The organism is Planomonospora sp. ID82291, from assembly GCF_015711645.1.
Taxonomy (GTDB): Bacteria; Actinomycetota; Actinomycetes; order Streptosporangiales; family Streptosporangiaceae; genus Planomonospora.
This window is the reverse complement of the sequence record NZ_JABTEX010000004.1, coordinates 737,241-754,847: the sequence shown is the minus strand read 5'-3', so window position 1 is coordinate 754,847 and position 17,607 is coordinate 737,241. Positions and strand designations below refer to the sequence as shown.

Annotated in this window: 18 protein-coding genes; 8 read left to right on the top strand and 10 right to left on the bottom strand. The window is 76.2% G+C overall.

Annotation, left to right across the window (positions count from 1 at the left end; translation table 11 throughout):
* Positions 1 to 275 precede the first annotated feature (275 nt).
* A complete protein-coding gene (locus tag HS045_RS27820) occupies positions 276 to 1,253 on the bottom strand; it encodes a CapA family protein (protein ID WP_196454420.1) in 978 nt (325 codons plus the stop codon).
* Between the two features lie 162 nt (positions 1,254 to 1,415).
* Positions 1,416 to 2,030: a phosphoribosylanthranilate isomerase gene (locus HS045_RS27815; RefSeq protein ID WP_196454419.1), complete on the bottom strand. Its 615-nt coding sequence runs from the start codon at positions 2,028 to 2,030 to the stop codon at positions 1,416 to 1,418.
* A gap of 123 nt (positions 2,031 to 2,153) precedes the next feature.
* Here HS045_RS27815 and HS045_RS27810 point away from each other — a divergent pair, with 123 nt between their 5' ends.
* The 4 genes from HS045_RS27810 to HS045_RS27795 all read left to right on the top strand — a co-directional run bounded on the left by HS045_RS27810 (position 2,154) and on the right by HS045_RS27795 (position 4,663).
* Positions 2,154 to 2,510: a helix-turn-helix transcriptional regulator gene (locus tag HS045_RS27810; protein ID WP_196454418.1), complete on the top strand. Its 357-nt coding sequence runs from the start codon at positions 2,154 to 2,156 to the stop codon at positions 2,508 to 2,510.
* Complete coding sequence (locus HS045_RS27805) at positions 2,507 to 3,034, top strand: SRPBCC family protein (RefSeq protein WP_307827756.1); 528 nt, start codon at positions 2,507 to 2,509, stop codon at positions 3,032 to 3,034. Before HS045_RS27810 ends, HS045_RS27805 begins: the two co-directional genes overlap by 4 nt.
* Positions 3,031 to 3,495, top strand: a complete 465-nt coding sequence (locus HS045_RS27800; RefSeq protein WP_196454417.1) for a VOC family protein — start codon at positions 3,031 to 3,033, stop codon at positions 3,493 to 3,495. The genes HS045_RS27805 and HS045_RS27800 overlap by 4 nt, the downstream gene beginning before the upstream one ends.
* 196 nt (positions 3,496 to 3,691) lie before the next feature.
* Positions 3,692 to 4,663, top strand: coding sequence for an adenylate/guanylate cyclase domain-containing protein (locus HS045_RS27795; protein WP_196454416.1), 972 nt, complete (start codon positions 3,692 to 3,694; stop codon positions 4,661 to 4,663).
* An 86-nt stretch (positions 4,664 to 4,749) separates the two neighbouring features.
* On the opposite strand, the gene HS045_RS27790 is transcribed toward HS045_RS27795, so the two are convergent.
* From HS045_RS27790 to HS045_RS27775, 4 genes are all read right to left on the bottom strand, one after another.
* Positions 4,750 to 6,414, bottom strand: coding sequence for a penicillin-binding transpeptidase domain-containing protein (locus HS045_RS27790; protein WP_196454415.1), 1,665 nt, complete (start codon positions 6,412 to 6,414; stop codon positions 4,750 to 4,752).
* A gap of 224 nt (positions 6,415 to 6,638) precedes the next feature.
* Positions 6,639 to 7,844, bottom strand: a complete 1,206-nt coding sequence (locus HS045_RS27785; protein WP_196454512.1) for an acetyl-CoA C-acetyltransferase — start codon at positions 7,842 to 7,844, stop codon at positions 6,639 to 6,641.
* Between the two features lie 16 nt (positions 7,845 to 7,860).
* Entirely contained in the window at positions 7,861 to 8,478 is a 618-nt protein-coding gene (locus tag HS045_RS27780; RefSeq protein WP_196454414.1) for a TetR/AcrR family transcriptional regulator, read from the bottom strand.
* Positions 8,479 to 8,492: 14 nt separating this feature from the next.
* Entirely contained in the window at positions 8,493 to 9,311 is an 819-nt protein-coding gene (locus HS045_RS27775; protein ID WP_196454413.1) for an SDR family oxidoreductase, read from the bottom strand.
* A 48-nt stretch (positions 9,312 to 9,359) separates the two neighbouring features.
* Here HS045_RS27775 and HS045_RS27770 point away from each other — a divergent pair, with 48 nt between their 5' ends.
* The 3 genes from HS045_RS27770 (at position 9,360) to HS045_RS27760 (ending at position 12,544) form a co-directional block, all read left to right on the top strand.
* Positions 9,360 to 10,265 carry an enoyl-CoA hydratase gene (locus tag HS045_RS27770; RefSeq protein WP_196454412.1) on the top strand — a complete coding sequence of 302 codons (906 nt, stop codon included), beginning with the start codon at positions 9,360 to 9,362 and terminating at the stop codon, positions 10,263 to 10,265.
* The gene (locus tag HS045_RS27765) at positions 10,255 to 11,388 is read left to right on the top strand and encodes an acyl-CoA dehydrogenase family protein (protein WP_196454411.1); all 1,134 of its coding nucleotides are present in this window, start codon (positions 10,255 to 10,257) and stop codon (positions 11,386 to 11,388) included. Before HS045_RS27770 ends, HS045_RS27765 begins: the two co-directional genes overlap by 11 nt.
* 100 nt (positions 11,389 to 11,488) lie before the next feature.
* On the top strand, positions 11,489 to 12,544 hold the full coding sequence (locus HS045_RS27760; protein ID WP_196454410.1) for an acyl-CoA dehydrogenase: 1,056 nt from the start codon (positions 11,489 to 11,491) through the stop codon (positions 12,542 to 12,544).
* Positions 12,545 to 12,662: 118 nt separating this feature from the next.
* Here HS045_RS27760 and HS045_RS27755 read toward each other — a convergent pair whose 3' ends face one another.
* The 4 genes from HS045_RS27755 to HS045_RS27740 form a co-directional block, all read right to left on the bottom strand.
* Complete coding sequence (locus HS045_RS27755) at positions 12,663 to 13,721, bottom strand: nitronate monooxygenase family protein (RefSeq protein WP_196454409.1); 1,059 nt, start codon at positions 13,719 to 13,721, stop codon at positions 12,663 to 12,665.
* A 139-nt stretch (positions 13,722 to 13,860) separates the two neighbouring features.
* Positions 13,861 to 14,613 (bottom strand): CoA-transferase subunit beta, encoded by a 753-nt coding sequence (locus HS045_RS27750; RefSeq protein WP_196454408.1) that lies wholly within the window; start codon positions 14,611 to 14,613, stop codon positions 13,861 to 13,863.
* 94 nt (positions 14,614 to 14,707) lie between these two features.
* A complete protein-coding gene (locus tag HS045_RS27745) occupies positions 14,708 to 15,685 on the bottom strand; it encodes a CoA transferase subunit A (RefSeq protein ID WP_196454511.1) in 978 nt (325 codons plus the stop codon).
* Positions 15,686 to 15,804: 119 nt separating this feature from the next.
* The gene (locus tag HS045_RS27740; protein ID WP_196454407.1) at positions 15,805 to 16,557 is read right to left on the bottom strand and encodes an enoyl-CoA hydratase family protein; all 753 of its coding nucleotides are present in this window, start codon (positions 16,555 to 16,557) and stop codon (positions 15,805 to 15,807) included.
* A 131-nt stretch (positions 16,558 to 16,688) separates the two neighbouring features.
* On the opposite strand from HS045_RS27740, the gene HS045_RS27735 reads away from it, so the two are divergent.
* Positions 16,689 to 17,591, top strand: a complete 903-nt coding sequence (locus HS045_RS27735) for an SDR family oxidoreductase (protein ID WP_196454406.1) — start codon at positions 16,689 to 16,691, stop codon at positions 17,589 to 17,591.
* Positions 17,592 to 17,607: the final 16 nt, after the last annotated feature.

Sequence of the window (17,607 nt, the reverse complement as noted above, 5' to 3'; positions counted from 1 at the left end):
AGGAAGGCGACCAGCCGCCCGCCCCCGCCCGGCAGGACGTCCAGGTGCCGCTCGAATAGGACCGCGGGTCGCCGCGCCCGGCGCCGCTCCCCTCCGCTCGATCTTTGGCGAACGCCGCCACCAGCACCGGTCCCAGCCGGTGCAGCAGCCGCCAGCGGGCGCGCGCTTCGCCGGGATCGTGTCCTCCGGGTGGCGGGCACCGTCCCGCGGGGCGGGGACGGGCGCGTTCGCGACGTCACCTGCCGCGAGGATACGGCGGGCCGGCGCGGGGCCGCTCAGCGCAGGTCCACGACGAGCAGGCCGTCCTCCTCCCGGGCCTCGGAGCCCAGGGCCGCGCAGGCGGCGGCGAACCGGTCCCCGATCCACTCCCGGTCGCCGCCGCGCGCCGGGCCGGTGCGGCCGTACTCCAGCCGGAGCGGCACCGCGCGCAGCCGTACCGGCCCCCGCCGGTCCAGGGCGACCAGGAAGAGCAGGCCCAGGTCGTTGCGGAGGCCGGGGTCGACGCGGTAGTCGTCGACGAAGTCGCCGAGGTCGTACAGGACGGGCGGGGCGACACCGTGGAACAGGTGCGCCGAGTGGCCCGCGACCAGGTCCGCCCCCGCGGCCACCAGCGCCCCGGCCGCCGCGCGCACGTACGGCAGGGGCGCCGTGGTCATGTTGGGCCCCCAGTGCGGGGTGACCAGCACGAGGTCGGCCTCCTCGCGCAGCGCGCCGATCCGGCCGGTCAGCCAGGACGGGACGCCGCGCGGCAGGTCGGCGTAGGCGACCCCGGGGGCGTCCGGGCCCGCGGCGAAGTCGTCCGGGTGGTCGGTGACGCCGAGGACGCCGATCCGCAGGCCGCCCGCCGCCAGGACCGCGCCCGCCCTGGCCTCCTCCTCCGTCGTCCCGGCCCCCACCGTCCGGATCCCGGCCCGGCCCAGGTGGCCGAGGGTGTCCAGCAGCGCGGTGCGCCCGTAGTCCAGCGCGTGGTTGTTGGCCAGCGTGACGCAGCCGACCCCGAGCCCGGCGAGCAGCCCGGCGGCCCGCGGCGGGGCCCGGAAGTGGAACGGCTTGCCCGGCGCACCCCAGGGCTCGCCCCGCGCGGAGACGCAGCACTCCAGGTTGAGCACGACGAGGTCGGCTCCGGCGAGGTGCGCGCGGATCTCACCGGACAGGTGGTCGGCGGGCTCGGCGGACCCGGCCAGCAGTTCGCCGACGCCGCGCCCGAGCATGGTGTCCCCCGCCAGAGCGAGGGTGGCGGTCGCGGAGGTCATGGCCCCTCCCGGTCGAGGGCTCCCTGCGCCCCTACCCGCTCCCGCCGGGACGATGCCCCTCCCCCGCGCCTCTCCGGCGGTGCGGGGGGCGCGGGGAGGCGCCGGTTCCCCGGTCTCCGGACGGGCCCCGGCGATCCGAGCCGCCCCCGGGGCGGGCGGCCGCTACGCCGTCTCCGCTCCGCCGGGCGCGGCCTGCCGGGCGGCGGCGACGAACTCCCGGATGAGCCCGGCGTCCTTGACGCCGGGTGCGGTCTCCACCCCGCTCGACACGTCGACCCCCCACGGCCGGGCCTCGGCGATCGCGCGGGCCACGTTCGACGGGTCGAGGCCCCCGGCCAGCATCCAGCGGCCCCGCGGGCGCCCGCGCACCGCCGCCCAGTCCCACGGCTCGCCCGAGCCCGGCCTGGGCGCGTCGACGATCAGCAGGTCCTCGTCGAAGGCGCCGCAGCGCAGGTCCGCGCCCGCCGCGCCCGCGCGGACCAGCGTGAGGCCGAGGTCCTTCAGCGCGGTGAAGTCCCCGTGCGGGTGGTCGCCGTGCAGCTGGACGGCGCGCACCCCGGCCTCCAGCGCCGCCGCGCGCACCTCCTCCGGAGCCTCCCCGGCGAACACCGCCACGGTCAGCACGTGCGGGGGGACCGCCGCGGCCAGCTCGCGCGCCCGCTCCGGGGCGGTCCGCCGGGGGCTCCGGGTGAGGACGAAACCGATCGCGTCCGCGCCCGCCTCGACGGCGGCCGCCACATGCCCGGGCTCGCGCAGCCCGCAGATCTTCACGTACACGCTGTGCACCCTACGGCCTGTCCGCCGTCCCTCGTGCCGGGAGCCGCCGATCCGCGGTCCTTGACAGGCCCGGCCCCGACACGGTAAAAAACCATTCGGTTATATAGCCGAAAGGTAATCAAGATGACCGCCGACGTTCTCGACGCGACGTTCGCCGCGCTGGCCGACCCGACCCGGCGGGCGATCCTCTCCCGGTTGATGGAGGGCGAGGCCACGGTGGCCGAACTGGCCGCCCCGTTCGCGATGAGCCAGCCGGGCGTCTCCAAGCACCTGCGGGTGCTGGAGCGCGCCGGGCTGGTCTCCCGCGGGCGCGACGCGCAGCGCAGGCCCCGCCGGCTGGAGGCCGGCCCGCTCAAGGAGGCCATGGACTGGCTGGCGGACTACCGCTCCTACTGGGAGGAGAGCTACCGGAGGCTCGACGACCTGCTCGCCGAGCTCGGGCCCGGCGGGCCGCCCCCCTCCGGACGGGAGAACCCGTGACGTCGCCCCAGGACCCGGCCGGCGGGCTGACGGTGCGGGCGCCGGGCGGCACCGAACTCGTCCTCACCCGCGCCTTCGCCGCCCCCCGCCGGCTCGTCTTCGACGCGTTCACCCGGCCCGAGCTGCTCCGCCGATGGCACGGCGCGCGCGGCTGGCACCTCGTCGTCTGCGAGGTCGACCTGCGTCCGGGCGGCGCCTGGCGCTTCGTGTCGCGCGGGCCGGGCGGCGCCGAGCTGGGCCAGGGCGGGGTGTTCCACGAGATCGACGCGCCCGGCCGGTTGGTCCAGAGCGAGGTCCACGACGGCTGGGAGGCGGGCGAGGCCCTCGTCACGACCCTCTTCGCCGAACGGGACGGCCGGACCACGATGACCGCCACGGTGCGCTACCCCTCGCGGGAGATCCGCGACAGCGTGCTCCGCACCCCCATGGAACGCGGCGCGGGAGAGGCGTACGACCGCCTCGCCGAGCTGCTCGACACGACGGCCTCGACGGCCTCGAAGACCCCGGAAGGCGAACCGCGATGACCGACACCCAGACCACCCGGACCGAGATCCCGGCCGATGCGGCCGACGTCCCGGCCGACCCCGCCGCGCCCCCCGTCCTGCCCGGCGCGTTCCTCCTCGAACTCGTCCCGGTGCCCGTCTCGGACATCGACCGGGCCAAGGCCTTCTACGCCGACCGCCTCGGCTTCCAGGTGGACGTCGACGTGCGGCCCGCCGACGGGGTCCGGATCGTCCAGCTCACCCCACCGGGCTCGGCCTGCTCGATCACCCTGGCCGAGGGCGTCCCGTCCCTCGACATGCCCGCCGGCACGTTGCGCGGCCTGCACCTGGTGGTGAGCGACATCGAGCAGGCCCGCGCGACGCTCCTGGAGCGCGGCGCGGACGTGGGCCCGGTCGAGGACCTCGGCGGCGTCCTCTACGCCCACTTCGCCGATCCGGACGGCAACACCTGGACGCTCCAGTACATGCCCTGGCGCGTCTGAGCCCCCCGGGGCGGCGACCCGGCGGACGGGGCGCCGCCTGCGGACGGCCGTGCCCGCCCCGTGCCCGCCCCGTGCCGGCCCGGTGCCGCCGGCCGACACCGCCGGTCCTGGCATCTGGCAGCATGCAGGATGTATGTTGCGATTCCCCTCACGGGGCCAGGACGAGCACGGTTGACCACGGTCGAGGATCCATCCGTTGACGGACGAACTGGCGGGCGCGTTCCTCCGGCAGCACCGCCGCTACACCAGCCATCAGGTGGCCGCGATGGCCGGCGTGCCGATGTACCGCGCGCGGCGGTTCTGGCGCGCCTTCGGTTTCGCCAACGTCCCGGACGACGCGGTGGAGTTCACCGACTCCGACGTGGAGGCGCTCCGGACACTGGTCGGCCTGGTCCGCGACGGCACCTACGACGAGGAGCACGCGCTCCTGGTGACCCGGTCGCTGGGCCGGGCCACCGCCCGGCTGGCCGAGTCGCAGGCCGTGCTCGGCGCCGAGGTCCTCGACCAGGCCGGGGTCCCGCTCGGCGAGCGCGCGTCCGCCTGGCGGACGCGCGCCGACCGGGTGGTGCCGGACCTGGAGCAGCTGCTGGTCTACGCCTGGCGGCGGCAGCTGGCCGCCGCCGCGGGCCGCGTCGTGGACCAGGAGACGAGCACCGTACGGCTGGCCGTGGGCTTCGCCGACCTGGTCGGGTTCACCCGGCTGAGCCGCCAGATCACCGAGACGGAGCTGGCCCGTCTCGTCGAGCGCTTCGAGAACCGGTCGGCCGACGTCGTCACCTCCTCGGAGGGCCGGGTGGTCAAGACGCTCGGCGACTCGGTCCTGTTCGTCGCCGACACCGCCGCCGCGGCGGCCGAGATCGCCCTGCGGCTCGTGGAGGCGCACGCCCGGACCAGGGGCATGCCCGCCCTGCGGGTGGGGCTGGCCGTCGGCCAGGTGATCGGCCGCATGGGCGACGTGTTCGGCACCACGGTCAACCTGGCCAGCAGGCTCACCGCGCTCGCCCCCGCCGACGCCGTGCTCGCCGGACCCACGGTGGCGGAGGAGCTGGAGGGCGACGCCTCCTTCGAGCTCCGTCCGGTGAGCCCGCTGACCGTGCGGGGGATGGGCGAGCTGGTCCCGTACATCGTCTCCCGGGGCCGGCCCGGCCTTCGCCCCCCGGCCCGCTGATCGCGTCCGGCCGGTGGCCCGGATCCGGACCGGCCCTCGGAGCGCCCGGAGGAAGCGGGTCGCGAAGCGCCCGGAGGAAGCGGGCCTCAGAGCGCCCGGAGGAAGCGGGCGGCGACGGGGGCGGCGACGGCCGCGCCGCTCCCCCCGTTCCGGACGAGCACCGCGAAGGCCAGGTCGCCCCGGTAGCCGATGAACCAGGCGTGGGAGCGTTCTCCGGTGACCTCCGCGGTGCCGGTCTTGCCCGCGGTGTCCGGAGGCAGCCCCGCCTGGGCCGCCGTGCCCCGGGTGACCACGGCGCCCATCATCGCCCGCAGGCCGGCGGCCACGCCCTCGTCCAGCGGCACCGGGGCGGGCGCGCCGGCGGGCGGCTGCTCGGCGGTGATCGCGGGCCGCCAGGTCCCGCTCGCGATCGCGGCGGCGACCTCGGCCATGCACAGCGGGCTGGCCAGCACCGAATTCTGGCCGATGGCGTCGGCCCCGAGGTCGTCGGCGGTGACGGCGTCCCGGATGCGGCAGGTGCTCGCGCCCGGCTTCTCGCGGAAGCCGAACCGGTCGGCGGCCTCGGCGCGGAGCCGGCCGTCGCGGAGCCGCTCGTGGGCCTGCTGGGCGAAGGTGGTGTTGCAGGACAGCGCGAAGGCGGTGGACAGGGGAACGGTGCCGTGGTCGGCGCCGCCGTCGTTGCCGAAGCCCCGGCCGCCGGGGATGGTGTAGGCCCCCGGGCAGGGGACCGGGGAGTCCGGGGTCAGGCCGGTGCGCAGCAGCGCGGCGGCGGTCACCGTCTTGAACGTCGAACCGGGCGGGTAGAGCCCCTCGAACGCCCCCTTGACGCCCAGCGTGTCCGCCACCGCGCGCACCTGGCCGGTCGGGACGTCCACGGCCACGATCGCGGCGGGCTGCCCGACGCCGTCCAGCGCGCGGGCGGCGGCGGCCTGCACGGCCAGGGAGATCGTGGTCCGCGTGCCCGGCACCTCGGGGGCGCGGGCGGCCAGCAGCACCCGGCCGGAGGGCTCCGCCACCAGTTCCACGTCGGTCCCGGTGCCGTCCAGTCCGGTGTAGTGGTCGCCGGCCCTGCTGTCGCGGGGGAACGGCAGCCCCTCGCGGGTGAGCGTGGCGGGCCGGGCCACCGGGGTCTCCCTGCGGCGCAGGGTCCCGCCGCCGCCGAGCGCGGGGTGCAGGGTCTCCGGGGACCAGAGCACCCTCCAGGAGCCGTCCCGCCGCGCCAGCCGCAGGACCGACGCGAACTCCCACCGGCCCAGTCCCTCGACCTCCCGCGCCCCGGTGAAGGGGACCTCGGCGGCCTCCCCGCCGACGGACGGCGGGCCGGGGACCAGGGAGATCGACGTGACGCGCAGTTCGGCGCCGAACCTGCGGTGCCGTTCGGCGAAGTCGGCGGGCGGGCCGGCGACCAGGCCCGCCATGGCGGTCAGGTCACCGGCCCGCCAGGCGTCGAAGTACCGCGCCGCGACCGGTCCGGGCCCGTCCGGCGGCGCGGGTGCGGGCGTCGGAGGCGTCGGGGGAAGCGCGGACGGCACGGCCGGGGGAACGGTGGACGGAGCGGGCTCGGGCTCGGCGTCCGGGACGGGCGACAGCTCCATGACCCGGGTGCGCGCCGGGCCGGGCCGGGCCCGCTCGGCTGTGTCCCCGCCGTCCCCGCCGTCCGCTCCGGCCACCAGCGCGTACAGGCCGAACAGGGTGATCGCGATCGCCACGGCGATCAGTGCCAGGAACCGCCGGTCCCGCATCGCGTCCATTCTTCCCGTTCTCCATTGATATGCGCCCAGGAAGAAGATCGTAGAGCGGCGGGTGGCCAGAAACCATGCCGTCCGGGGATCGGCCCCTTTCCCATGCCCCCGGTACGGCCACGGCCCGGCTCCGGCGGCGCTCCCGGCGTCGGGGCCGGCCCCACCGGGACGGCCTCGGCCGCGTCCGCCCGCGCAGCCGTGCTGTCACTGCGGGCCGCCGGTCCGGCGCGTCCTCACAGACGCTCGATGACGGTGACGTTGGCCTGGCCGCCGCCCTCGCACATGGTCTGCAGGCCGTACCGGCCGCCGGTGCGCTCCAGTTCGTGCAGGAGCGTGGTCATCAGCCGGGCGCCGGTGGCGCCGAGCGGGTGGCCGAGCGCGATCGCGCCGCCGTTCGGGTTGACCCGCGCCGGGTCGGCGCCCGTCTCCTTGAGCCAGGCCAGCACGACCGGGGCGAACGCCTCGTTGATCTCCACCACGTCGATGTCGCCGATCGCCATGCCCGCCTTCTTCAGCGCGTACGCCGTGGCGGGGATCGGCGCCGAGAGCATCCGGATCGGGTCCTCGCCGCGCGCGGAGAGGTGGTGGACGCGGGCGCGGGGGCGCAGCCCGTGGACGCGCACCGCCTCCGCCGAGGCGATCAGCAGGGCCGCGGCGCCGTCGGAGATCTGCGAGGCCAGCGCCGCGGTCAGCCGGCCGCCCTCCACCAGGGGGCGCAGCCCGGCCATCTTCTCCGGCGAGGTGTCGCGGCGCGGCCCCTCGTCGTGCTCGACGCCCGCCAGCGGCGCGATCTCCCGGGTGAAGCACCCCGTGTCGACCGCGCGGACCGCCCGCCGGTGCGACTCGCAGGCGAAGGCCTCCATCTCCTCGCGGGACAGGTCCCAGTGCGCGGCGATCATCTCGGCGCCGCGGAACTGGGAGACCTCCTGCTCGCCGTACCGGGCCCGCCAGCCCGCCGACCCGGCGAAGGGCGTGGCGAAGCCGAGCGCCTGCCCGGCGGTCATCGCGTGGCCGATGGGGACCTGCGACATGCTCTGCACTCCCCCGGCGACCACCAGGTCGGCGGTGCCGGAGAGCACGGCCTGCGCGGCGAAGTGCACCGCCTGCTGCGAGGAGCCGCACTGCCGGTCGACGGTGACGCCGGGCACCTCCTCGGGCAGCCCGGCCGCCAGCCAGCAGGTGCGGGCGATGTCCCCGGCCTGCGGGCCGACCGTGTCCACGCACCCGAAGACCACGTCCTCCACCGCGGCCGGGTCGACCCCGGAGCGCTCCACCAGCGCGCTCAGCACGTGCGCGCCCAGGTCGGCGGGGTGCACGCCGGACAGGCCGCCGCCGCGCCGCCCCACGGGGGTGCGGACCGCTTCGACGATGTACGCCTCCGCCGTCCGGGGGGCCGCCGGGGGACTCGTTCGGGGACTCGTTCGGGGGGCCGGTCGGATGGCCACGGTGCACTCCTCAGGTCTCCAGGATCCCTTCCAGGACCATCACGATGTACTGCCGGGCGATCTCGTCCGCGCTCAGCGCGCCGTCGCTCCGGTACCAGCTCGCGGCCACCCAGACGGTGTCACGGATGAAGCGGTAGATCAGGCCGGTGTCGAGGTCGGCGCGGAACTCCCCGTCCAGGACGCCCCGGTCCAGCACCGAGAGCCACATCTCGCGGAAGCGCCGCATGGAGTCGAGCAGGTAGCCGAAGCGCGGGTTCGCCGCCAGGTGCCGGGACTCGTTCTGGTAGATCATGACCGCCGGGCGGTACAGGTCGATCATCCGGAACGACTCGGCGATCAGCGCGTGGAAGGTCTCGCGCGCGCCCAGCCCCGCGGCGGTGATGCGGTCGTAGGACGCCCACAGGTCGGTGAGGAACGTCGAGAGGATCTCGTCGACCATCGACTCCTTGGAGTCGAAGTGGTAGTAGAGGCTGCCGCCGAGGATGCCCGCCGCGTCCGCCACCTCGCGGACCGTGGTGGCGGAGTACCCCCGGGACGCGAACACCTCCGCGGCCGTGGCGAGCAGCTCGGCCCGCCGCCCGGCGCGGGCGGTGGCGGTGCTCTCGGAGTCTCGGCGTCGTGGGCTCATGGGAGACGGACCTCTCAGGGGTGCTGACTGGAGACGGAGACGACCTCTCCGGTCAGGTAGGAGGAGTAGTCGCTCGCGAGGAAGACGATAACGTTGGCGACCTCCCAGGGCTGCGCCGCGCGCCCGAGCGCCTCCGCGGCGGTGAGCTCGGCCAGCAGCTCCTCGGTGGTCACCTTGGCCAGGTTCGCGTGCATGGCCAGCGAGGGCGCCACCGCGTTGACCCGCACGCCGTACGGCGCCGCCTCGACGGCCGCGCACCGGGTCAGCGCCATGACCCCGGCCTTGGCCGCCGCGTAGTGGCACTGGCCCTCCTGCGCCCGCCAGCCGACCACCGAGGCGTTGTTCACGATCACGCCGCGCCCCCGCGGCTGCATGAGCGCCAGGGCGGCGCGGGTGCAGCGCATGGTCCCGGTCAGCGTCACGTCGAGCACGCGGCTCCACTGCTCGTCGGTCATCTCGACGAGCCGGGCCGTGCCGCCGAGCCCGGCGTTGTTGACCAGCACGTCCACCGGCCCCAGGCGCTCCTCGGCGGTCGCGAACAGGGAGCGGACCTGCTCCTCGGAGGTCACGTCGCACGGCACGGCGGTCACCGCCCCGGCGCCGAACTCCTCCTCCAGCGCGGCCAGGGCCGCGGCCAGCCGCCGCTCGTGGGCGTCGCTCACCGCGACCCGGGCGCCCTCCTCCAGCAGGCGGCGGGCGCAGGCGCCGCCGATGCCGGTGCCGGCGGCGGCGGTCACCACCGCGACCCGGCCGCGCAGCAGGCCGTGCCCCGGAACGTACGGCGGCGCCGAGGACCCCGGCGGCTGCGGGCCCCTCTCCTCGTCGGGCTTCACATGATTTACTCTACCAAACAGTTGTTAGAAAGAATGCGAGGGTCCCCGATGACCGTGGTCCGCTACGAGCGGCGCGGGCCCGTGGCGGTGGTCACCATGAACCGCCCGGAGTACCGCAACGCGCAGAACTCCGCGATGACCTACGCCCTCGACGAGGCCTTCTACCGGGCCGCCGCCGACGACGGGGTCAAGGTGGTCGTGCTGGCCGGGGAGGGCCCCCACTTCTCCGCCGGGCACGACATCGGCACCCCCGGCCGCGACGCGCACGTCTCCTTCGAGCGCCGGGCCGGCCTGTGGTGGGACCACGTCGGCAAACAGGGCGCCGAGAGCCGCTTCGCCCGCGAGTCCGAGGTCTACCTCGGCATGTGCCGCCGCTGGCGGGAGCTCCCCAAACCGATGATCGCCATGGTGCAGGGCGCGTGCGTCGCGGGCGGGCTCATGCTCGCCTGGGTCTGCGACCTGATCGTCGCCTCCGACGACGCGTTCTTCGCCGACCCCGTGGTCCGCATGGGCGTCCCCGGCGTGGAGTACTTCGCCCACCCCTGGATGATGCCGCCGCGGATCGCCAGGGAGCTCCTCTACACCGGCGACCGGATGAGCGCCCGGCGCGCGTACGAGGTGGGCGCGGTCAACCGGGTCGTGCCCCGCGAGGAGCTCCGGGCGCAGACGTTCGCCCTGGCCGAGCGGATCGCGGCGATGCCGCGGCTCGGTCTCGCGCTCACCAAGAAGGCCGTCAACCAGGCGGAGGACGCCCAGGGCATGCACGCCGGGATGGACGCGGTCTTCGGCCTGCACCACCTCGCCCACGCGCACAACGCCGAGACCTCGGCCGACGCCCTGGCCGGCATGGACCCCCGGAGCATGAAGGCCGCCGCCGGAGCCGCCCCCGGAGGCGCGGAGGACGACGGCGGATCCGGCTCGGGGAGCACGGAGGCCGCCACCGATGGATCTTGACCTCTCGTCCGCGGAGCCGTTCCGCGCCGAGGTGCGCGACTGGCTCCGCGCCCACGTGCCCGCCGTCCCCCTGCCCTCGCTGGAGACCGCGGAGGGCTTCGCCGCCCACCGCGCCTGGGAGCGCGAGCTGTACGACGCGCGCCTGTCGGTCGTCTCCTGGCCCGCCCGGTACGGCGGGCGGGACGCGAGCCCGCTGGAGTGGCTGGTCTTCGAGGAGGAGTACCACGCCGCCGGGGCGCCCGGCCGGGTCGGTCAGAACGGCGTCAACCTGCTCGCCCCGACGCTCTTCGCGCACGGCACCCCCGAGCAGCGGGAACGGATCCTGCCGCCGATGGCCTCCGGCGCGGTCGTCTGGGCCCAGGCCTGGTCCGAGCCGGAGGCGGGCAGCGACCTGGCCTCGCTGCGCGCCACCGCGACCCGGGTGGACGGCGGCTGGCGGCTGAACGGCCAGAAGACGTGGAGCTCGCGCGCGGCCTTCGCCGACCGGGGGTTCGGCCCGTTCCGCTCCGATCCGCGGGCCGGGCGGCACCGGGGCCTGACCTACCTGATGTTCTCCCTGGACGCCGAGGGACTCACCCGCCGCCCGATCGGCCGCCTGGACGGCAAGCCCGCCTTCGCCGAGCTCTTCTTCGACGACGTGTTCGTGCCCGACGCCGACGTGATCGGCGCGCCGGGCGAGGGCTGGCGGGTGGCGATGGCCACCACCGGCGACGAGCGCGGGCTCACCCTGCGCAGCCCCGGCCGGTTCACGGCCGCCGCCGACCGGCTGGTCGCGCTCTGGCGCGAGCGCGCCGACCCCGCCGACACCGCGCTGCGCGACCGGGTGGCCGACGCCTGGATCAGGGCCCGCGCCTACCGGCTGAAGGGCTTCGAGACGATCTCCCGCGCCGACGGCGCCGGCGCGGGGGCCGGATCCAGCCTCAACAAGGTCTTCTGGTCGGAGCTGGACCTGGCCCTGCACGAGACCGCGCTCGACCTGCTGGGCCCGGACGGCGAACTGGCGGGCGAGTGGCTGGAGGGCTACGTCTTCTCCCTGGCCGGGCCGATCTACGCCGGGACCAACGAGATCCAGCGCGACGTCATCGCCGAGCGCGTGCTCGGCCTGCCCCGGGCGGACCGGTGAGGACGGCCGGAGCGCGGCGGCGCGCCGGAGACCGGGGAACGACCCGGGGCCGGAGGACGGCCCGGGCGGGCGGCGGACGCGACAGGACCGGGAGACGACGGTGAAGTTCATCCTCGACGCCGAGCAGCGGTTGTTCGGTGAGACCCTGCACAGGCTGCTGGACGGGGCCGGGACGCCGGGCGTGATCCGCTCCCGGGCCGCCGGGGAGCCGGAACCGGTCCGGTCCCTGTGGCGCGCGCTCGCCGGAGCCGGGGTCTTCGCACCGGCGGTGCCGGAGGCCGCGGGCGGGGCAGGGCCGCTCCCGGTGGAGCTGGTGACCGCCTTCCACGAGCTGGGGCGGCACGCCGTACCGGGCCCGCTGGCCGAGACCGCCGCCGCCGCCGAGCTGCTCACCCGGCTCGGTGGGTTCTCCGGGTCCGGCGGGGCCGGGCGGGCCGGCGATGAATCCGGGACGGCCGGAGCGGCCGGAGCAGGCGGGCTCGCCGCGGAGTGGCTGCCGCGCATCGCCGAGGGCACGGCCGCCGTCTCCCTGGTCCTGCCCCCGGCCGTGCCGTACGCGCTGGACGCCGACCTCGCCGACGCGGTCTGGCTGGTGGACGGCGACCGGCTGTGCGAGACCGTCCCCGGAGCGGCGCGGTCCTCGCTGGACCCGGGACGGCGGCTCTTCCCGGTCCGAGTGGGAACCGTCCTGGCCCGCGGTCCGGCGGTGCGCGCGGCGGCGCGGGCCGCCGGCGACGTGGGCGCGCTCGCCTGCGCCGCCCAGCTCGTCGGGCTGGGCCGCCGCCTGCTGGAGGCCACCGTGGCGTACGCCGCGGCCCGGCACCAGTTCGGGCGGCCGATCGGCTCCTTCCAGGCGGTCAAGCACCGCCTGGCCGACGTCCTGGTGGCCCTGGAGTACGCCCGGCCGCTGGTGCACGGCGCGGCGCTGGCGTACGGCTCGCCGGACCTCCCGCGCGACGTGTCGGCCGCGAAGGCGGCGGCCTCGGAGGCCGCCTACGCGGCGGCCCGCACCGCCCTGCAGGTGCACGGCGCGATCGCCTACACCGACGAGTACGACCTCGGCCTCTGGATCCGCCGGGCCCGCGCCCTGCGCACCGCCTGGGGCTCCCCCGCCGACCACCGCGCCCGCGTGATGTCCTGCCTGGCGGAATCCTGACCGTCACCGCCGCCGGACGGGCACCGGACCGGCACCGGACCGGCACCGGACGGGCACCGGACGGGCACCGGACGGGCGGCGTGGCACGGCGTTGCGCGACGACGCACGGCGTTGCGGGTCAGCCGAGGCGGGACAGGCCGCGCAGGGTGTCGGCGGCCCGGGTGACGACGGCGTCGATCAGCTCCTCGCAGGAGGGCAGGTCGTCGATGAGCGCCACCACCTGGCCGGAGGCCAGCACGCCGAGGTCGGGGCGGCCGTCGACCATGGCCGCCCTGAGCAGCATGGGGGTGTTGGCCGCCATCAGCACCTGGGACCAGGTCAGCTCCCTGCCGCGTTTCATGGCCAGGCCGTCGCGGACCATCGCCGCCCAGGACATGCCGGAGACCTTCCGGAAGCGGGCGGCGTTGCGCACCGCGCGGAGCAGGCCGGTCAGCCGGCCCGCGTCCTCCAGCCCGTCCACCAGCGGCGTGCGCAGCACCCGGTGCGGCAGGCCGTCCACCTGGCGGGTGACCACGGTCTCCGACGCGGCCAGGTAGAGCCGTTTGACGGCGTCGGGGACCGGGCTGTCGGAGGTGAGCAGGAACCGGGTGCCCATGGCCACGCCCGCCGCGCCGTACGCCAGCGCGGCGGCCAGGCCCCGGCCGTCGAAGAAGCCTCCGGCGGCGATCACCGGGATGCCGACGGCGTCGACGATCTGCGGCAGCAGCAGCGTGGTGGCGACCGGCCCGGTGTGGCCGCCGCCCTCGCCGCCCTGGACGAGCACCGCGTCGGCCCCCCAAGCGGCGACCTTCTCCGCGTGGCGGCGCGCCCCGACGGACGGGATCACCACGACGCCGGCGTCCTTCAGCCGGGCGATCAGCTCCGGGCGGGGGGCCAGCGCGAAGGAGGCGACCCGCACCCGGTGCCTGATCAGCAGGTCGACGCGGTCGCCCGCGTCGGAGGCGTCGGCGCGCAGGTTCACCCCGAAGGGCGCGTCGGTGCGCGAGCGGACCTCCTCGATGGCGGCGGCGAGCCGGTCGAGGGTCATGGTGGCCGAGGCGAGGATGCCGAGCCCGCCCGCGTTCGCCGTCGCGGAGACCAGCCGCGGTCCCGCCACCCAGCCCATGCCGGTCTGCACGACCGGGTGGCGGACGCCGACCAGGCGGGTGAGCGGCGTGTCCAGCACCTGGTCGATCATGTTCCGGCCTCCCGCTCCCCCGCGCTCCGACGCTTCCGGGGCGCCACCCCTCCCGGCGCCCGGACCGGCGCCCGGACCGGCACCCGGACCGGCACCCGGACCGGCATCCGGACCGGCGGGATCCGCGGGCGCCGGGGCGTCACGTCCGGACCTCCCGGTCCCGCAGGCCCCGCGGGTCGAGCACCTCGCGGATCAGCCGCAGCTCCTCATCCGACGGCCACCGGGTCCGCGGCACGTCGCCGTCGATCGCCAGGTCGAATCCGGTGGCGGCGACGACCTGCCCGACCTGCACCCCGGGATGGACCGAGACCAGCCGCATCGCCCCGTCCGGCGCACCGAAGTCGAACACCCCCAGGTCGGTCACGACCCGGCGCAGGTCGTGGAAGCGGGAGGTGTGCGCGCCCAGCCCCGCCGCCCGGTCGGAGCCGATCCCGCTGACCACGTCCGCCTTCGGCACGAACACCCGGGTGGAGTGGCGGGGGATCCAGTAACTGGTCGGGTTGCAGATCGTGTTGCCGGGGGCGCCGCGCACACCGAGCAGCTGCGAGGTGGGCCGGGCCCGGTCGCCGATCGCCGAGATGTTGGTGTTGCCGTACCGGTCGATCTGGGAGGCGCCCATCATCACGTGCCGCCGCCCGTTCTGCACCAGCCACAGGTGGTCGCGGAACGGCAGCCAGCCCTCCACCGGGCCCGCGGGCGCGCCGATCGGCACCGGCTCGGCGGTGAGCAGCGCGCCGCCGTCGGTGGTCAGCAGGCCGGGTTCGAAGGTGAGCCGGGCCAGCCGGGCTCCCAGGATCGAGCAGGTGCCCATCGCCGCCGCCAGGATCTCGCCGTCGCCGCGCCAGGCCTCGGCGCACGCCGTCACGCAGACCTCCGCCCGGGTCGCGCTCATCGAGCCACCCCCTTCGTCCCGGTCCCGGCTCGGCTCCGGGGACCCGTGCGGGCCGTCGCCGCGCCGCGGGCCGCGCCCGCCGTACCGGTCGCGCTCATCGGACCCGCTCCTCGTGCCAGCGCCGTACCGCGTCCCGGTAGGCGGTCTCGTCGCCGGACAGGAACCGGTCGGCGAAGACCGCCCACGCCTCCGGATCGGCGGCCGAGTCCGCGTAGTGCCGCTGGAAGGCCTCGTCGCGGCCGTGCTCCCCGCCCTCGGTGGAGTGCGCGGTGAAGTGCGCGCCGCCCGGGGCCTCCACCACGCCGGTGACGTGCATCCGGCTGACCAGCAGCGTCTGCGGCGGGCCGTCCAGCCCGCCCGGATCCACCAGCCGCTCGCAGCTCAGGTAGGTGCGGGCGGCGGCCTTGGCGAACAGGTCGTCCAGGTAGGGGTCGGGCCCGAGGTACCGGCCGTTGCCGCGGGCGTCGGCCCGCTCCAGGTGCACCAGCGCCGCGTCCAGCGTCAGCGCCGGCACCGCGACCAGTTCCTCGCCCTCCCCTCGCGCGTCCTCCGCCCCGTCCCCATCCCCGTCCCCATCCCCGTCCCCGTCTCCTCCCGCGTCCCTTCCCGGGCCGCCCTCCGGGCCCCGCCCGGCGGCGCCGTACCACACGCCCGCGGGACCGTACGGCGAGCGGACCGTGCGCAGCTCCGGGTTGATCCGCATGACGTCCGAGCCGAGCCCGGCCCGGGTCGGCAGGAACGGCAGCCGGTGCGCGGCGGCGAGCAGGCCGAACATGAACATGCCCTCGTCGTACTCGGTGAGCTCGACCGTCCCGTTCTGCCGGGCGGCCCGGAAGTGCGGTTCCAGGGGGACCGAGTCGAGCGTCACGAAGGGGGCGACCACCCGGCGGACCTTGCCCGCGGCGCAGAGCAGGCCCACGTCGGGCCCGCCGCACGACACGATCGTCAGATCCTCCAGGGGGGACCGGAGGATCGCCCGGACCAGCGCCATCGGCTTGCGCCGCGAGCCCCAGCCGCCGATCCCGACCGTCATGCCGCTCTCCAGCGAGGCGGCGACCTCCTCGGCCGTCATCACCTTGCCCGACGCCCCGACCGACGCCTTGCCCGTCACCCCGCCCGTCACCCCGACCGACGCCTTGCCCGTCACCCCGCCCGTCACCCCGACCGACGCCTTGCCCGACGCCTTGCCCGTCACCCCTGCGCCCCCTCGGCGACGAAGGCGTCGCGGTGCCGGTCACCGGCGCCCATCAGGGTGAGCTCGAAGGTGAAGCCCTGCTCGAAGCGGTAGCCGCGGTCGACGTCCACCGGGTCGATGCCGTTCAGCGACTCCTTGGCCCGGCGGATCACGTAGGGGTCCTTGGCGGCGATCTGCGCGGCGACCGCGAAGGCGGTCTCGCGGAGCCGGTCGGCGGGCGCGAGCTCCAGCACCGAGCCGAAGGCGTGCAGTTCGGCCGCCGTGACGTTCCGGCAGGTGTAGACCATCGCGCGCATCAGGTGCTGGGGCACGAGGCGGGCCAGGTGGGTGGCGGCGCCGAGCGCGCCCCGCTCCACCTCGGGCAGGCCGAAGTAGGCGTCCTCGGCGGCGACCACGATGTCGGCGTTCCCCGCCAGGCCGACGCCGCCGCCCAGGCAGAACCCGTGCACGGCCGCGATGACCGGCACCTCGCACCCGTAGACGGCGGCGAACGCCGCGCGGCAGCCGCGGTTGGCGCCCACCAGCGCCTCGAACCCGGGGGCGGCCTGCAGCTCCTTGATGTCCACCCCGGCGTTGAAGCCCCGCCCCTCCGCGCGGAGCACCACGACGCGGCTCGCGGTGTCGCGCCCGGCCTCCCGCACCGCCTCCGCCAGCTCGAACCAGCCGCGCACCGGCAGGGCGTTGACCGGGGGGACGTCCACGACGATCTCACGCACGCCGTCGCCGTGCTCCCTGGTGGAGATTCCCATGGGCTGCCTTTCCACCAAACATTTGTTAGAAAGTACGGTAGCAAAGGAACGGCTCGTCCGCCTCCCCGAGTCCGCGGGGCACGGGCGGGCCGCCCCTCCCGCCCCGCCGTCACCGATGAGGAGAGCCGACGATGATCTGCAAGGACCGCGTCGCCGTCGTCACCGGGGCCGGGCGCGGCCTCGGCCGCGCACACGCCCTGGAGCTCGCCCGGCAGGGCGCCAGGGTCGTGGTCAACGACCTCGGCGTGAGCGCCGCCGGGGAGGGCGGCTCGGAGGGCCCCGCCCGGCGGGTGGCCGAGGAGATCCGCGCGCTGGGCGGCGAGGCGGTGGCCGACGGCTCCGACATCGCCGACGGTGACGGGGCCCGGCGCCTGGTGGCCACCGCCCTGGAGGCGTACGGCCGGCTGGACGTGCTGGTCAACAACGCGGGCTTCCTGCGCGACCGCATGCTGGTGAACCTGTCGGAGGAGGAGTGGGACGCGGTGGTGCGCGTCCACCTCAAGGGCCATTTCCTGCCGCTCAAGCACGCCGGGCTGTACTGGCGGGCCGAGTCCAAGGCGGGCCGTCCGGTGGACGCCCGGGTGGTCACCACCTCGTCCGGGGCGGGGCTGCTCGGCAGTGTGGGGCAGGCCAACTACGCCGCGGCCAAGGCCGGCATCGTGGGCCTCACCCTGGTGGCCGCCGCCGAGCTGGCCCGGTACGGCGTGACCGTCAACGCGATCGCCCCGGCCGCCCGGACCCGGATGACCGAGCAGGTCTTCGCCCCGGCCATGGCCGCCCCGCCGGACGGCTCCTTCGACGCGATGGCGCCGGAGAACGTCTCCCCCCTGGTCGCCTGGCTCGCCTCGGCCGGGTCGCGGGGGGTGACGGGCCGCGTCTTCGAGGTCGAGGGCGGCCGGATCTGCGTGATGGAGGGCTTCCGGCACGGACCGGCCTCCGACAACGGCGCCCGCTGGGAGGCCGCCGACCTCGGCCCGGTGATCGCCGGCCTGCTGGCCGACGCCGCCGCTCCCGAACCCGTCTACGGGGCCTGAGCACCACGGGCGGTTT

Coding starts and splice junctions, on each gene's coding strand:
- HS045_RS27790 (WP_196454415.1), bottom strand. CDS start 6,414: ATGGACGCGATGCGGGACCGGCGGTTCCTGGCACTGATCGCCGTGGCG.
- HS045_RS27745 (WP_196454511.1), bottom strand. CDS start 15,685: ATGACGGCCGAGGAGGTCGCCGCCTCGCTGGAGAGCGGCATGACGGTC.
- HS045_RS27770 (WP_196454412.1), top strand. CDS start 9,360: ATGACCGTGGTCCGCTACGAGCGGCGCGGGCCCGTGGCGGTGGTCACC.
- HS045_RS27750 (WP_196454408.1), bottom strand. CDS start 14,613: ATGAGCGCGACCCGGGCGGAGGTCTGCGTGACGGCGTGCGCCGAGGCC.
- HS045_RS27735 (WP_196454406.1), top strand. CDS start 16,689: ATGATCTGCAAGGACCGCGTCGCCGTCGTCACCGGGGCCGGGCGCGGC.
- HS045_RS27780 (WP_196454414.1), bottom strand. CDS start 8,478: ATGAGCCCACGACGCCGAGACTCCGAGAGCACCGCCACCGCCCGCGCC.
- HS045_RS27810 (WP_196454418.1), top strand. CDS start 2,154: ATGACCGCCGACGTTCTCGACGCGACGTTCGCCGCGCTGGCCGACCCG.
- HS045_RS27800 (WP_196454417.1), top strand. CDS start 3,031: ATGACCGACACCCAGACCACCCGGACCGAGATCCCGGCCGATGCGGCC.
- HS045_RS27740 (WP_196454407.1), bottom strand. CDS start 16,557: ATGGGAATCTCCACCAGGGAGCACGGCGACGGCGTGCGTGAGATCGTC.
- HS045_RS27755 (WP_196454409.1), bottom strand. CDS start 13,721: ATGATCGACCAGGTGCTGGACACGCCGCTCACCCGCCTGGTCGGCGTC.
- HS045_RS27765 (WP_196454411.1), top strand. CDS start 10,255: ATGGATCTTGACCTCTCGTCCGCGGAGCCGTTCCGCGCCGAGGTGCGC.
- HS045_RS27820 (WP_196454420.1), bottom strand. CDS start 1,253: ATGACCTCCGCGACCGCCACCCTCGCTCTGGCGGGGGACACCATGCTC.